Here is a 13,940-nt window from a genome sequence, read left to right as displayed (position 1 = left end):
GCAAACCGGGAGGGGATTATGGGCGATCCAGGCGCGAAAGGGAATTGACCTGCGGCAAAAAATCAGCGCAAAACGCAATCGTTTACCTTCCCGTCTATTTCTTATGCACTTTTTCGCATTTTAATTGCAGATAAATCATTTAGTGGAATAACCGTGCGGTGTCACACTCCTGAAAATTGTTATGAATGTTAGATAAAAGCAAACAATTAGTTATAAGGAGGAAGTATGCGCGTCATTACCCTGGCCGGAAGTCCACGATTCCCATCGCGCTCCAGCGCCCTGCTGGAATATGCCCGCGAAAAACTCAATGCTCTGGATGTGGAAGTGTGCCACTGGAACCTGCATAACTTCGAACCTGAAGATCTGCTTTATGCCCGTTTTGACAGCCCTGCGCTGAAAACGCTCATCGAGCAGCTTAACGGCGCTGACGGCTTAATAGTGGCAACGCCCATTTATAAAGCCTCTTTTTCCGGCGCGCTGAAAACCCTGCTCGATCTGCTTCCGGAACGCGCCCTGGACGGCAAAGTCGTGCTGCCGCTGGCAACGGGCGGTACGGTTGCCCATTTACTGGCCGTGGATTACGCCCTGAAGCCGGTACTGAACGCGCTGAAAGCGCAGGAGATCCTCCACGGGGTTTTCGCCGATGACTCGCAGGTCATTGACTATCAACACAAACCACACTTTACGCCCAACCTGCAAACCCGCCTCGATAACGCTCTGGAAACGTTCTGGCATGCCCTTCACCGCAGAGATATCCAGGCCCCGGCGTTTGGTCAGCCTCAAGGAGTCGCACATGTTTAAAACGTTCACCCGTATCGGTCTGGCAGGTCTGATGGCCCTTACCTCGCTGGCCCATGCCGCAGAAACAGCTCCGGAAAGTTTACGCATCGGGTATCAGAAAGGCAGCGTCAGCATGGTGCTGGCGAAAAGCCACCAGCTTCTGGAAAAACGCTTCCCGGATACTAAATTCTCCTGGGTGGAGTTCCCTGCCGGCCCGCAGATGCTGGAGGCCCTGAACGTCGGCAGTATCGATCTCGGCAGCACTGGCGATATTCCGCCCATTTTCGCCCAGGCCGCGGGAGCGGACCTCGTCTATGTAGGCGTTGAGCCGCCCAAGCCGAAGGCCGAGGTGATCCTGGTGCCTGAAAACAGCGACATTAAAAGCGTCGCCGACCTTAGAGGACATAAAGTTGCTTTCCAGAAAGGTTCCAGCTCACACAACCTTTTGCTGCGAGCTCTGCAAGAGGCCGGACTCAAGTTCACCGACATTCAGCCCGTCTACCTGACTCCCGCTGACGCGCGCGCCGCGTTCCAGCAGAAGAACGTTGATGCCTGGGCCATCTGGGACCCGTACTACTCCGCCGCATTGCTGCAGGGCGGCGTTCGCGTGCTGAAAGACGGTACCACGCTGAAGCAGACCGGCTCGTTCTATCTGGCCGCGCGTCCTTATGCGGAAAAGAACGGCGCATTTATTCAGGGCGTGCTGGATACCTTTACCCAGGCCGATGCCCTGACCCAGACCCAGCGTCAGGAGAGCATTTCCCTGCTGGCGAAAACCATGGGCTTACCTGAGCCGGTGATCGCGAGCTATCTCAACCACCGTCCGCCGACCACCATTACCCCGGTGGACGCACACGTCGCCGCACTTCAGCAACAAACGGCTGACCTTTTCTATCAAAACCACCTCGTGCCAAAACAGGTCACTATTCGCGAACGCATCTGGCAGCCTGCAGGCAAAGAAGGAGCTAAATCATGAGTCTGAATCTTTTCTGGTTTTTACCCACCCACGGTGATGGACACTATCTTGGTACAGAAGAGGGCTCGCGCCCGGTTGACCACGGCTACCTGCAGCAGATTGCGCAGGCGGCGGACCGAATCGGTTTCACTGGGGTGCTCATCCCGACCGGACGTTCATGTGAAGATGCCTGGCTGGTCGCCGCATCAATGATTCCGGTCACCCAGCGTCTGAAGTTCCTGGTTGCGTTACGTCCTAGCGTCGTCTCCCCTACCGTGGCGGCACGTCAGGCGGCAACGCTGGACAGACTATCCAACGGCCGCGCCCTGTTTAACCTGGTGACGGGCAGCGATCCGCAGGAGCTGGCAGGCGATGGGGTGTTCCTTGACCATACCGAACGCTATGAAGCTTCCGCCGAGTTCACCCGCGTCTGGCGACGCCTGCTGGAAGGTGAAACCGTTACCTTCAAAGGCAAGCATATCCACGTTCGTGACGCGAAACTCTACTTCCCGCCGGTGCAGCAGCCGCGCCCGCCGCTCTATTTTGGCGGATCGTCGGATGTGGCTCAGGATCTGGCGGCAGAACAGGTCGATCTCTATCTGACCTGGGGCGAACCGCCTGCGCTGGTGAAAGAAAAAATTGCCCAGGTCCGCGCTAAGGCGGCCGCCCATGGCCGCAAGGTGCGCTTCGGCATTCGCCTGCATGTGATTGTGCGCGAAACCAGTGAAGAAGCCTGGCAGGCGGCGGACCGCCTGATCTCGCATCTGGATGATGAAACGATCGCCAGAGCCCAGGCCGCATTTGCCAAAACCGACTCCGTCGGGCAGCACCGGATGGCATCCCTGCACAACGGCAAGCGCGAGAATCTGGAGATCAGCCCGAACCTGTGGGCGGGCGTTGGTCTGGTGCGCGGCGGTGCGGGCACGGCGCTGGTCGGCGACGGACCGACCGTGGCCGCGCGCATCAACGAATACGCCGAGCTGGGTATCGACAGCTTCATTCTCTCCGGTTATCCGCACCTGGAAGAGGCCTACAAGGTGGGCGAGCTGTTATTCCCGCACCTGGATGTCGCCATTCCGGAAATTCCGCAGCCGCAGCAGCTCCAGCTGCAGGGCGAAGCCGTGGCGAACGAATTCATTCCACGTAAAGCCGCACAGAGCTAAGGAGCGACCATGTCTGCCACCTCACAAAAATGGCTGCTGCGCGCCGCGCCGTGGTTTTTACCCGTCGGCATTGTGGCTCTCTGGCAGCTCGCGTCGTCCACCGGCTGGCTGTCGAGCCGCATTCTGCCCTCTCCGGAGGGTGTTGTAGAAGCGTTCTGGTCGCTGAGCGTCAGCGGTGAGCTGTGGCAGCACCTGGCGATCAGCTCCTGGCGCGCGGCGATCGGGTTTTCCATCGGCGGCAGCATCGGTCTGGTTCTGGGCCTGATCAGCGGTCTTTCACGCTGGGGCGAGCGGCTGCTGGACACCTCCATCCAGATGCTGCGCAACGTGCCGCATCTGGCGCTGATCCCGCTGGTCATCCTGTGGTTTGGGATTGATGAGAGCGCCAAGATTTTCCTCGTGGCGCTGGGCACGCTTTTCCCCATTTACATCAACACCTGGCACGGCATCCGCAATATCGATCGCGGTCTGGTCGAGATGGCACGCAGCTACGGCTTGTCCGGTTTTTCCCTGTTTATTCACGTGATCCTGCCGGGCGCCCTGCCCTCCATTATGGTCGGGGTGCGTTTCGCGCTCGGCCTGATGTGGCTAACGCTGATTGTGGCGGAAACCATCTCGGCCAACTCCGGGATTGGCTACCTGGCGATGAACGCCCGCGAATTCCTGCAAACGGACGTGGTGGTGGTTGCCATTATCCTTTATGCCCTGCTCGGCAAACTCGCTGACGTTAGCGCCCAGTGGCTGGAGCGCAGCTGGCTGCGCTGGAACCCGGCCTATACCCTTCAGGAGGCGAAAGCATGAATACTGCACGACTGAATCAGGGGACACCGCTACTGCTGAACGGCGTCACCAAACGCTACGGCGATAACACCATTCTTAACGGGCTGGATCTGCATATTCCCGCCGGACAGTTTGTGGCAGTTGTCGGGCGCAGCGGCGGCGGAAAGAGTACCCTGCTACGGCTTCTGGCCGGACTGGAAGCCCCCAACGGCGGCGACATTCTGGCAGGGACAACGCCGCTTTCGAATATCCAGGACGATACCCGCATGATGTTTCAGGATGCGCGCCTGCTGCCGTGGAAATCGGTTATCGATAATGTCGGACTCGGTCTTAAGGGCAACTGGCGGGATGAAGCCCGCCAGGCGCTGGCCGCCGTTGGGCTGGAAAATCGCGCCGATGAATGGCCTGCCGCACTCTCTGGTGGGCAGAAGCAGCGCGTGGCGCTGGCGCGCGCGTTAATTCATCGTCCGGGCCTGCTGTTGCTTGATGAACCGCTGGGCGCGCTCGACGCCCTGACGCGAATCGAAATGCAGGATTTGATTGGATCTCTCTGGCAGGCACACGGCTTTACGGTACTGCTGGTGACGCATGACGTGAGCGAAGCCGTCGCAATGGCCGACCGGGTGCTGTTAATAGAAGATGGTAAAATAGGTCTGGATCTGGCGGTAGATCTTCCGCGGCCTCGTCGCGTGGGCTCGGCAAGACTGGCGGAGCTGGAAGCGGAAGTGCTGGATCGGGTGATGAAGCGTGGAGGTACGGAGTTACAGCGAGCTAAGGCTAATGCCTGATGCCCTCACCCCGGCCCTCTCCCACAGGGAGAGGGAGGGTTAACTTTTATTACGCTAAGGCTTTAGCAATCTTCTCGTACAGATCGCCAGACAGGTTTTCCAGCCCTTTCAGCTGCTCAAGCGCGGCACGCATTTTCGCCTGACGCTTCGCATCGTAGCGTTTCAGACGGATCAGCGGCTCAATCAGGCGCGACGCCACCTGCGGGTTACGGCTGTTCAGCTCGGTCAGCATTTCCACCATGAACTGATAACCGCTGCCGTCTTCGGCGTGGAACGCGGCCGGGTTGCTGCTGGCAAACGCGCCAATCAGCGAACGCACGCGGTTTGGGTTGCTCAGTGTAAAGGAACGATGCTTCAGAAGGCTGCGCACGTTGCTGAGCGCATCGGCCGCCGGGCTGGTCGCCTGCAGGATGAACCACTTGTCCATCACCAGGCCATCCTGATGCCACTTGTCGTCGTACTCCTGCATCAGCGCATCACGACACGGCAGCTCAGCGGCAACGCTTGCACCCAGCGCGGCCAGCGCGTCGGTCATGTTATCCGCTTCATGATACTGCTTGCTCACAAGGGTGTTCGCCAGCTCGGTTTCACCAAACGCCAGGTAGCGCAGACAGGTATTACGCAGAGAACGTTTACCAATGTCCGCGTGCTCAACGCGATAAGCATCAAGCTTGTTGGCGTTATAAATGGCGAGGAACTCGTCCGCCAGCTCAGCAGCCAGCGTACGGGTCAGCGCTTCACGCACCGCCACGATCGCGATCGGATCGATAATCTCGAACAACTCGGCGATTTCCGTTGCTGACGGCAGGGTCAGAATTTCAGCGGCGAGCGCCGGGTCAATCTTCTCATCCAGCAGGATCGCGCGGAACGCGTCAGCCACGTGCACAGGCAGCGACAGCGGCTGGCCCTGCTGGTGACGGTTTACGTTGATCTTGATGTAGGTCGCCAGCAGGCTTTGCGCCGCATCCCAGCGGGAGAAATCGTTGCGCGCGTGACGCATCAGGAACGTCAGCTGCTGATCGCTCCACTTGTACTCCAGCTTCACCGGCGCGGAGAATTCGCACAGCAGAGCAGGCACCGGCTGGAAGTAGACGTTATCAAAGATAAAGGTCTGCTCGGCCTGGGTCACGTTCAATACGTGGTGTACCGGGTGGCCGCACTTCTGCAGTGGGATGACTTTGCCTTCGTTATCGTACAGCTCAATGCTGAACGGAATATGCAGCGGGTATTTCTCTTCCTGCTCTGCCGTCGGCGGCGTGCGCTGACTGATGGTCAGCGTGTACTGCTCGGTTTCCGGATTGTAGTCGTCTTTGACGGTAACAATTGGCGTACCGGCCTGGCTGTACCAGCGGCGGAAGTGGGAAAGATCGACATTAGAGGCATCTTCCATCGCCTGCACGAAATCGTCGCAGGTGGCCGCGCTGCCGTCATGACGCTCGAAGTAGAGCTGCATCCCTTTCTGGAAGTTCTCTTCCCCCAGCAGGGTGTGGATCATGCGGATAATTTCTGCGCCTTTTTCGTACACCGTCAGGGTGTAGAAGTTGTTCATCTCAATGACTTTATCCGGGCGGATCGGATGCGCCATTGGGCTGGCATCTTCTGCAAACTGCAGGCCGCGCATGGTTCGCACGTTGTTGATGCGGTTCACCGCGCGTGACCCCAGATCGGAGCTGAACTCCTGATCGCGGAAGACGGTCAGGCCCTCTTTCAGGCTCAGCTGGAACCAGTCGCGACAGGTGACGCGGTTACCGGTCCAGTTGTGGAAATATTCGTGGCCGATGACGCGTTCGATATCGAGATAATCTTTATCGGTAGCGGTATCGGTGCGCGCCAGCACGTATTTGGAGTTAAAGACGTTGAGGCCTTTATTCTCCATTGCGCCCATGTTGAAGAAATCAACGGCGACGATCATATAGATGTCGAGGTCATATTCGAGGCCGAAGCGCTCTTCGTCCCACTTCATGGAGTTGATGAGCGAGGTCATCGCCCACGGCGCGCGGTCAAGGTTACCGCGGTCTACGAACAGCTCCAGCGCCACCTCGCGGCCTGAGCGCGTTTTGAAGGTGTCACGCAGCACGTCGAAGTCCCCCGCCACCAGCGCAAACAGGTAGCACGGTTTCGGGAACGGATCCTGCCACTGAACCCAGTGACGGCCATTCTCCAGCTCGCCTTCACCTACGCGGTTGCCGTTGGAGAGCAGGAAGGGATACAGGGTTTTATCGGCGATGATTTTGGTGGTGAAGCGCGCCAGGACGTCCGGGCGATCGAGATACCAGGTAATGTGGCGGAACCCTTCCGCTTCACACTGGGTACACAGCGCCACGCCAGACTGGTAAAGCCCTTCCAGCGCGGTATTGGCGGCCGGGCTGATTTCATTCACGATGCGCAGCGTAAACTGTTCCGGCAGGTTGTCGATGACCAGTTGGTTGTTTTCTTCTTTATAGTCCGACCAGGCTTCATCATTGATATGCAGGGAGACCAGCGTCAGGTCTTCGCCATCCAGACGCAGCGGAACGGCGGTTGCGCTGTGGCGCGTCACTTGACTCACCGCCGTGACAACGGTTTTTGTGGCATCCAGGTCAAAAGTCAGATCGATTTCGCTAATCAGGTAATCCGGCGCACGGTAGTCGTGGCGGTATTTGGCTTGTGGCTGTTGTGTCATAGAAAACCTTATGCATCGTTTGTCGAGTAACGTTTCAATATATTCCTGTTGCGCAAATCGCGCTATGCAGAATGTTCATCTTTTCAGGGGCAAAACCTTTTTTTGCTACATTTGTATAACACGGGGCACAAAATGCCCTCGACCATAAAACGCGCTTATGTTGTGATCGGGGTTCAATAAATCACTAAACAAGGTATACTCCGGAGTTGTTTATTGTACTAAACGCTCCTGTGAGAGGATGCTACTGCGCACCTATGACTCAATTCGCTTCTCCAGTTCTGCATACGTTGCTGGATACCGACGCGTATAAACTGCATATGCAGCAAGCCGTTTTCCACCACTACTATGACGTTCACGTCGCGGCGGAATTCCGCTGTCGTGGCGACGACTTGCTCGGTATCTGCGCAGACGCCATTCGTGAACAGGTCGATGCTATGCAGCATCTGACGCTGCAGGACGAGGAATATCAGTGGCTTTCTGGCCTGCCTTTCTTCAAAGCCGACTACCTGAACTGGCTGCGCGATTTCCGCTATAAGCCGGAGCAGGTCACCGTGCTTAACGATAACGGCAAGCTGGATATTCGCCTTGAAGGTCCGTGGCGGGAAGTGATCATGTGGGAAGTGCCGCTTCTGGCGGTGATCAGTGAACTGGCTCACCGCTACCGTTCGCCGGAAAAAGGCGTCGAGCAGGCGGTCGCCGCGCTGGAAAACAAACTCGCAGCCTTCTCCACGCTGACCGCAGGGCTGGACATGTCCCGCTTCCGCCTGATGGACTTTGGTACGCGGCGCCGTTTTTCGCGCGACGTACAGGAGGCCATCGTTAAACGTCTGCAGCAGGAGCCGTGGTTCGTGGGCACCAGTAACTACGATCTGGCCCGTCGCCTCAACCTGACGCCAATGGGTACCCAGGCGCACGAGTGGTTCCAGGCGCATCAGCAGATCAGCCCTGACCTGGCCAACAGCCAGCGCGCGGCGCTGGCCGCATGGCTTGAGGAGTACCCGAATCAACTCGGGATCGCCCTCACCGACTGCATTACGATGGATGCCTTCCTTCGCGACTTTGGACCTGAATTTGCAGAGCGATATCAGGGGTTACGCCACGATTCAGGGGATCCGATCGAGTGGGGCGAGAAAGCGATTGCCCATTACGAGAAACTTGGCATTGACCCGATGAGCAAAGTGCTCGTCTTCTCGGATAATCTCGACCTGGCGAAAGCGGTCGAACTCTATCGTCATTTCAACACCAGAGTGAACCTGAGTTTCGGGATTGGTACCCGGTTGACCTGCGACATTCCTCAGGTAAAACCTCTGAATATCGTGATAAAGCTGGTGGAATGTAACGGCAAGCCGGTGGCGAAACTCTCCGACAGTCCGGGTAAAACCATCTGCCATGACAAAGCGTTTGTCCGCGCATTGCGCAAAGCGTTCGATCTCCCCTTGATTAAAAAAGCCAGTTAAGCGCTTATGGGAGCCTTTATGGCTCCCTTCCCTTATTTATTTCTCAATTCTTCTCTTTTGACTGCGAAATTTACTTGTCTGATAGCGGATGGCAGGTAACATAGATATCCCCCCATAAGGGTGGACAAGTGTTTATTTTTTCCGACTATTAACAGAGAGAATATTATGAGCGTTGTGCCTGTAGCCGACGTACTCCAGGGCCGTGTCGCCGTTGACCAGGAAGTCACCGTGCGCGGATGGGTGCGTACCCGCCGAGATTCTAAAGCTGGCATCTCCTTCCTCGCCGTCTATGACGGTTCCTGCTTTGATCCTGTACAGGCCGTCATTAATAATTCTCTGCCCAATTACAATGATGACGTTCTGCACCTGACAACGGGCTGTTCCGTTATTGTCACCGGCGTGGTTGTAGCATCACCGGGTCAGGGCCAGAGCTTCGAAATTCAGGCTTCTGCCATTGAAGTCACCGGCTGGGTTGAAGATCCGGATACCTATCCGATGGCGGCTAAACGTCACAGCATCGAATATCTGCGTGAAGTGGCCCACCTGCGTCCGCGTACCAACCTGATTGGTGCGGTGGCGCGCGTGCGTCATACGCTGGCGCAGGCGCTGCATCGTTTCTTCGATGAACAGGGTTACTTCTGGGTGTCGACCCCGCTGATTACCGCGTCCGACACAGAAGGTGCCGGTGAGATGTTCCGTGTCTCAACGCTGGATCTCGAAAACCTGCCGCGCACGCCGGAAGGTAAAGTGGACTATGACAAAGACTTCTTTGGTAAAGAGGCCTTCCTGACCGTTTCCGGTCAGCTCAACGGCGAAACGTACGCCTGTGCGCTGTCTAAGATCTACACCTTCGGCCCTACCTTCCGCGCAGAAAACTCCAACACCAGCCGTCACCTGGCGGAATTCTGGATGCTGGAGCCGGAAGTGGCGTTCGCCGACCTGGACGATGTTGCGGGCCTGGCGGAAGCGATGCTCAAGTACGTCTTCAAAGCGGTGCTGGAAGAGCGTCCTGACGACATGAAATTCTTTGCAGAACGCGTAGACAGCGATGCAGTAGCGCGTCTGGAGCGTTTTGTCTCAGCCGACTTTGCGCAGGTGGACTACACCGACGCGGTGGCGATCCTCGAGAAATGCGGTGAGAAGTTCGAGAACCCGGTTTACTGGGGCGTAGACCTGGCGTCTGAGCACGAGCGCTATCTGGCCGAGAAGCATTTCAAAGCGCCGGTTGTCGTTAAAAACTACCCGAAAGACATTAAGGCCTTCTATATGCGCCTTAACGAAGACGGTAAAACCGTGGCAGCGATGGACGTCCTGGCGCCGGGCATTGGTGAAATCATCGGTGGCTCTCAGCGTGAAGAGCGTCTTGACGTGCTGGACGCGCGTATGGAAGAGATGGGGCTCAACCCAGCTGATTACAGCTGGTACCGCGATCTACGCCGTTACGGTACCGTACCGCACGCCGGTTTTGGTCTGGGCTTCGAGCGTCTGATTGCCTACGTGACCGGTGTTCAGAACGTACGCGACGTGATTCCGTTCCCACGTACTCCACGTAACGCCAGCTTCTAATCGCTAAAAGACTAAAATGGCCAGCAGATGCTGGCCATTATTTTATTCTGTATTGTCAGTTTTCGTCAGCTTAAAGTCAGCGTCTTTAAACCTTCGCCCCGTCACAACCACTACCTGTTACGTTTTGTTTCCGCGAAACATCCAGCCACAAAAAATAAACCCTATTCTTATTGCGATTATTTCACCATCGGGCAATAGCACAAATTTCAACCATTTTCACAGCCATCCAGAAGGCTTTCAGGAGTCATAAGAAAAAACGGGTCGTTTAGCGTCTGTTTATATGAATTGCCTTTATCCAAATTAATCATAAGGAATTCATATATATAGGATATGCTCTGTTGTTTAATTCGCCAGGGCACTCTGAAGTTTGAGGTGGTTCACAAAGTTCCCAAAAATAAATATTTAGTTACACATATTTTCTTTCTGTTACTCAATCTTGAGAATTGTAGCACTTTCAGGCTAGCGAAACGCTTCGGCGAATGGAAAGATGCCTGTTAGATACATAAAGACACCTAACTCTCATCAATAGTTCCGGAAATATTCATTGACAGAATTTATTGACGGCAGTGGCGAGTGTCATAAAAAAACCAATGAGGGTAATAAATAATGATGAAGCGCAATATTCTGGCAGTGGTAATCCCTGCCCTGCTGGTAGCCGGTGCAGCTAACGCTGCAGAAATCTATAACAAGAACGGCAACAAGCTGGACTTCTACGGTAAAGTTGTGGGTGAACACGGCTTCACCACTTCTGGCGTACACAAAAACGCTGACTCCTCTTATGGCCAGATCGGCTTCAAAGGCGAAACTCAGATCAATGATCAGCTGACCGGTTACGGCCAGTGGGAATACCGTGCACGCGCCGGTGCAGCTGAAGGTGACCAGACTAACGTAACTCGTCTGGCTTTCGCTGGCCTGAAAATCGCTGACGCGGGTTCTCTGGACTACGGTCGTAACTACGGTATCGTGTATGACGTAGAATCCTACACCGATATGGCTCCATCCTTCTCTGGCGAAACCTGGGGTGGCGGTTATGTTGATAACTACATGACCAGCCGTTCTACTGGACTGCTGACCTACCGTAACAACAACTTCTTCGGTCTGGTTGATGGTCTGAACTTTGGCGTTCAATACCAGGGTAAAAACGATCGTAAAAACCTGAATGAAGCAAACGGCGACGGCGTTGGCCTGTCACTGGGTTACGAGTTCGGTGAAGGCTTCGGTCTGATCGGTGCCTACAGCACCGCTAACCGTACGCTTGAGCAGAAAAAAGATGGTAAAGGCGATAAAGCTGAATCCTGGGCTGTTGGCGCGAAATACGACGCAAACAACATCTACCTCGCGACCGTTTATGCAGAGACTCGCAACATGAGCCGCCTGGGTAACAGCGGCGAAAACTATGTTCCGAATGATGATGGTAATGTTTATAACATTGCTAACAAGACTCAGAACTTCGAAGTTATCGCTCAGTACCAGTTCGACTTCGGCCTGCGTCCTTCCGTTTCTTACGTTCAGTCCAAAGGTAAAGACCTGAACGGCATCGGCGACCGTGACCTGGCGAAATACATCACCACTGGTGCGACTTACTACTTCAACAAGAACTTCAACGTGTACGGTGACTACCGCTTCAACCTGCTGGACGACAAAGATGCGTCCACCAGCTGGGTTGGCTCTGACAACCAGGCTACCGTTGGCGTAACCTACCAGTTCTAATCAGTACACCACTTTGTTATATGTTTAATGAACAGGGCTTCGGCCCTGTTTTTTTATGCCTGACAGAAAATAATGGCGACTTTTGAAAAGCCGCACGCTTTTCGTCGCAAACGGTTGGCATTTTGTAAATCTACCGTTAACCTGATAGCGGATTTCACTTCTGTAATCACAATGGAACTTCGTCATGTTTGAGAACATTACCGCCGCTCCTGCCGACCCGATTCTGGGCCTGGCCGATCTGTTTCGTGCCGACGACCGCCCTGGCAAAATCAACCTGGGTATTGGTGTATATAAAGATGAAACCGGCAAAACTCCGGTACTGACCAGCGTTAAGAAAGCTGAGCAGTATCTGCTGGAAAACGAAACCACCAAAAACTACCTCGGTATTGATGGTATCCCTGAATTTGGTCGCTGCACCCAGGAGCTGCTGTTCGGTAAAGGCAGTACAATTGTGAGTGACAAACGTGCCCGCACAGCACAGACCCCAGGCGGTACCGGTGCGCTGCGCGTGGCGGCGGATTTCCTTGCGAAAAACACTTCTGTTAAGCGCGTTTGGGTAAGCAACCCAAGCTGGCCTAACCACAAGAGCGTGTTTAACTCTGCGGGTCTGGAAGTGCGTGAATACGCCTACTACGACGCGGCAAACCACTCTCTCGACTTTGACGGCCTGCTGGCGAGCCTGAGCGAGGCGCAGGCAGGTGACGTGGTGCTGTTCCACGGCTGCTGCCACAACCCAACCGGTATCGACCCGACGCTTGAGCAGTGGCAACACCTGGCGAAGCTGTCCGTAGAGAAAGGCTGGCTGCCGCTGTTTGATTTTGCCTACCAGGGCTTCGCCCGTGGTCTGGAAGAAGATGCCGAAGGCCTGCGCGCGTTCGCAGCCGTGCACCAGGAGCTGATTGTCGCAAGCTCATATTCCAAGAACTTCGGTCTGTACAATGAGCGCGTGGGTGCCTGTACGCTGGTTGCCGCTAACGAAGAGACCGTCGATCGTGCGTTCAGCCAGATGAAATCGGTTATCCGCGCTAACTACTCTAACCCACCGGCACACGGTGCGTCTGTCGTTGCGACTATCCTGAGCAACGATGCGCTGCGCGCTATCTGGGAACAAGAGCTGAACGATATGCGTCAGCGCATCCAGCGCATGCGCCTGCTGTTTGTGAACACCCTGGCTGAGAAAGGCGCGGATCGCGACTTCAGCTTTATCATCAAACAGAACGGCATGTTCTCATTCAGCGGCCTGACCAAAGAGCAGGTTCTGCGTCTGCGTGAAGAGTTCGGCGTGTACGCCGTGGCCTCTGGCCGCGTGAACGTTGCAGGCATGACGCCTGACAACATGGCGCCACTGTGCGAAGCGATTGTCGCCGTACTGTAATTTGCGCCCATAAAAAAGCCTGCGTTATGCAGGCTTTTTTTATTCGGGTTACCAGACAGGCATTTCATCCTGAAGGAACGGGTTATGGAGCCGTTCATAGCCCAGCGTCGACATCGGACCGTGTCCAGGGATAAACGTTACATCATCACCAAGCGGCAATAACTTCTGTTTAATCGACTGAATCAGTTGACCGTGGTCACCGCGCGGAAAATCGCTGCGTCCTACGCCACCTTTGAAAATCACATCGCCGGAAATCAGCAGACGGGACTGGTCATCAAAGAAGACGATATGGCCCGGCGTATGCCCAGGACAATGCAACACCTGTAAAGTCACATTCCCTATGCTAACGCGCTCTCCTTCGTTCAGCCAGCGATCGGGCGTCAGTGGTTGACACTCATCCAGGCCAAACATGCGGCTTTGGGCGGGTAACCCCTGCAGCCAGAACTCATCTTCTTTTTCCGGACCGACTATCGGCACGCCGTAGTGTTCAGCCAGTTCAGCCGCTGCACCCACATGGTCGAGGTGACCATGCGTCAGTAAAATCTGCATGAGCGTCACGCCGCTGTCGGCGACTTCCTGCTTGATCTTCTCAGCGTCACCGCCGGGATCGACAAGCGCGGCCAGTTTAGTCTGTTCGCACCAGATGAGAGAACAATTCTGGGAGAACGCGGTAACCGGAATAATACGATAGTTCATACTGCTCC

11 protein-coding genes are annotated in these 13,940 nt (G+C 55.5%); 9 read left to right on the top strand and 2 right to left on the bottom strand.

The window, feature by feature from the left end; all coding sequences use genetic code 11:
• The first annotated feature begins 225 nt into the window (after window positions 1-225).
• Genes ssuE through ssuB form a run of 5 tightly spaced genes read left to right on the top strand, consistent with a single transcriptional unit; the run spans window position 226 to window position 4,466 of the window.
• Window positions 226-801 carry an NADPH-dependent FMN reductase gene (gene ssuE / locus FOY93_RS07770; RefSeq protein WP_008499940.1) on the top strand — a complete coding sequence of 192 codons (576 nt, stop codon included), beginning with the start codon at window positions 226-228 and terminating at the stop codon, window positions 799-801.
• Window positions 794-1,756 carry a sulfonate ABC transporter substrate-binding protein gene (locus tag FOY93_RS07765; protein WP_136194627.1) on the top strand — a complete coding sequence of 321 codons (963 nt, stop codon included), beginning with the start codon at window positions 794-796 and terminating at the stop codon, window positions 1,754-1,756. The genes ssuE and FOY93_RS07765 overlap by 8 nt, the downstream gene beginning before the upstream one ends.
• Complete coding sequence (gene ssuD, locus FOY93_RS07760) at window positions 1,753-2,898, top strand: FMNH2-dependent alkanesulfonate monooxygenase (protein ID WP_133294109.1); 1,146 nt, start codon at window positions 1,753-1,755, stop codon at window positions 2,896-2,898. Before FOY93_RS07765 ends, ssuD begins: the two co-directional genes overlap by 4 nt.
• A gap of 9 nt (window positions 2,899-2,907) precedes the next feature.
• Window positions 2,908-3,699: an aliphatic sulfonate ABC transporter permease SsuC gene (gene ssuC / locus FOY93_RS07755; protein WP_115874645.1), complete on the top strand. Its 792-nt coding sequence runs from the start codon at window positions 2,908-2,910 to the stop codon at window positions 3,697-3,699.
• Window positions 3,696-4,466 carry an aliphatic sulfonates ABC transporter ATP-binding protein gene (gene ssuB / locus FOY93_RS07750; protein WP_143344897.1) on the top strand — a complete coding sequence of 257 codons (771 nt, stop codon included), beginning with the start codon at window positions 3,696-3,698 and terminating at the stop codon, window positions 4,464-4,466. Before ssuC ends, ssuB begins: the two co-directional genes overlap by 4 nt.
• 49 nt (window positions 4,467-4,515) lie before the next feature.
• Here the strand turns inward: ssuB and pepN are convergent, their stop codons facing one another.
• Window positions 4,516-7,128, bottom strand: coding sequence for an aminopeptidase N (gene pepN, locus FOY93_RS07745; protein ID WP_143344896.1), 2,613 nt, complete (start codon window positions 7,126-7,128; stop codon window positions 4,516-4,518).
• Window positions 7,129-7,382: 254 nt separating this feature from the next.
• On the opposite strand from pepN, the gene pncB reads away from it, so the two are divergent.
• From pncB to aspC, 4 genes are all read left to right on the top strand, one after another.
• Window positions 7,383-8,585: a nicotinate phosphoribosyltransferase gene (pncB, locus tag FOY93_RS07740; RefSeq protein ID WP_143344895.1), complete on the top strand. Its 1,203-nt coding sequence runs from the start codon at window positions 7,383-7,385 to the stop codon at window positions 8,583-8,585.
• Window positions 8,586-8,750: 165 nt separating this feature from the next.
• Entirely contained in the window at window positions 8,751-10,151 is a 1,401-nt protein-coding gene (gene asnS, locus FOY93_RS07735; RefSeq protein WP_111964555.1) for an asparagine--tRNA ligase, read from the top strand.
• 606 nt (window positions 10,152-10,757) lie between these two features.
• Complete coding sequence (locus FOY93_RS07730; RefSeq protein WP_047651295.1) at window positions 10,758-11,861, top strand: porin; 1,104 nt, start codon at window positions 10,758-10,760, stop codon at window positions 11,859-11,861.
• Window positions 11,862-12,045: 184 nt separating this feature from the next.
• On the top strand, window positions 12,046-13,236 hold the full coding sequence (gene aspC, locus FOY93_RS07725) for an aspartate transaminase (protein ID WP_143344894.1): 1,191 nt from the start codon (window positions 12,046-12,048) through the stop codon (window positions 13,234-13,236).
• 48 nt (window positions 13,237-13,284) lie between these two features.
• Here the strand turns inward: aspC and FOY93_RS07720 are convergent, their stop codons facing one another.
• On the bottom strand, window positions 13,285-13,932 hold the full coding sequence (locus FOY93_RS07720) for an MBL fold metallo-hydrolase (protein ID WP_008499950.1): 648 nt from the start codon (window positions 13,930-13,932) through the stop codon (window positions 13,285-13,287).
• Window positions 13,933-13,940 lie beyond the last annotated feature (8 nt).

Origin of the sequence: Enterobacter sp. 18A13, assembly GCF_007035975.1 — a bacterium.
Classification (GTDB): domain Bacteria; phylum Pseudomonadota; class Gammaproteobacteria; order Enterobacterales; family Enterobacteriaceae; genus Enterobacter; species Enterobacter vonholyi.
This window is presented reverse-complemented; position numbering and strand designations above follow the sequence as displayed.

Excerpts from the sequence above, each read along its gene's own strand:
- FOY93_RS07720 (WP_008499950.1), bottom strand. The coding sequence starts at position 13,932 with ATGAACTATCGTATTATTCCGGTTACCGCGTTCTCCCAGAATTGTTCT.
- pepN (WP_143344896.1), bottom strand. The coding sequence starts at position 7,128 with ATGACACAACAGCCACAAGCCAAATACCGCCACGACTACCGTGCGCCG.
- asnS (WP_111964555.1), top strand. The coding sequence starts at position 8,751 with ATGAGCGTTGTGCCTGTAGCCGACGTACTCCAGGGCCGTGTCGCCGTT.
- ssuC (WP_115874645.1), top strand. The coding sequence starts at position 2,908 with ATGTCTGCCACCTCACAAAAATGGCTGCTGCGCGCCGCGCCGTGGTTT.
- ssuB (WP_143344897.1), top strand. The coding sequence starts at position 3,696 with ATGAATACTGCACGACTGAATCAGGGGACACCGCTACTGCTGAACGGC.
- FOY93_RS07730 (WP_047651295.1), top strand. The coding sequence starts at position 10,758 with ATGATGAAGCGCAATATTCTGGCAGTGGTAATCCCTGCCCTGCTGGTA.
- FOY93_RS07765 (WP_136194627.1), top strand. The coding sequence starts at position 794 with ATGTTTAAAACGTTCACCCGTATCGGTCTGGCAGGTCTGATGGCCCTT.
- ssuD (WP_133294109.1), top strand. The coding sequence starts at position 1,753 with ATGAGTCTGAATCTTTTCTGGTTTTTACCCACCCACGGTGATGGACAC.
- aspC (WP_143344894.1), top strand. The coding sequence starts at position 12,046 with ATGTTTGAGAACATTACCGCCGCTCCTGCCGACCCGATTCTGGGCCTG.
- pncB (WP_143344895.1), top strand. The coding sequence starts at position 7,383 with ATGACTCAATTCGCTTCTCCAGTTCTGCATACGTTGCTGGATACCGAC.
- ssuE (WP_008499940.1), top strand. The coding sequence starts at position 226 with ATGCGCGTCATTACCCTGGCCGGAAGTCCACGATTCCCATCGCGCTCC.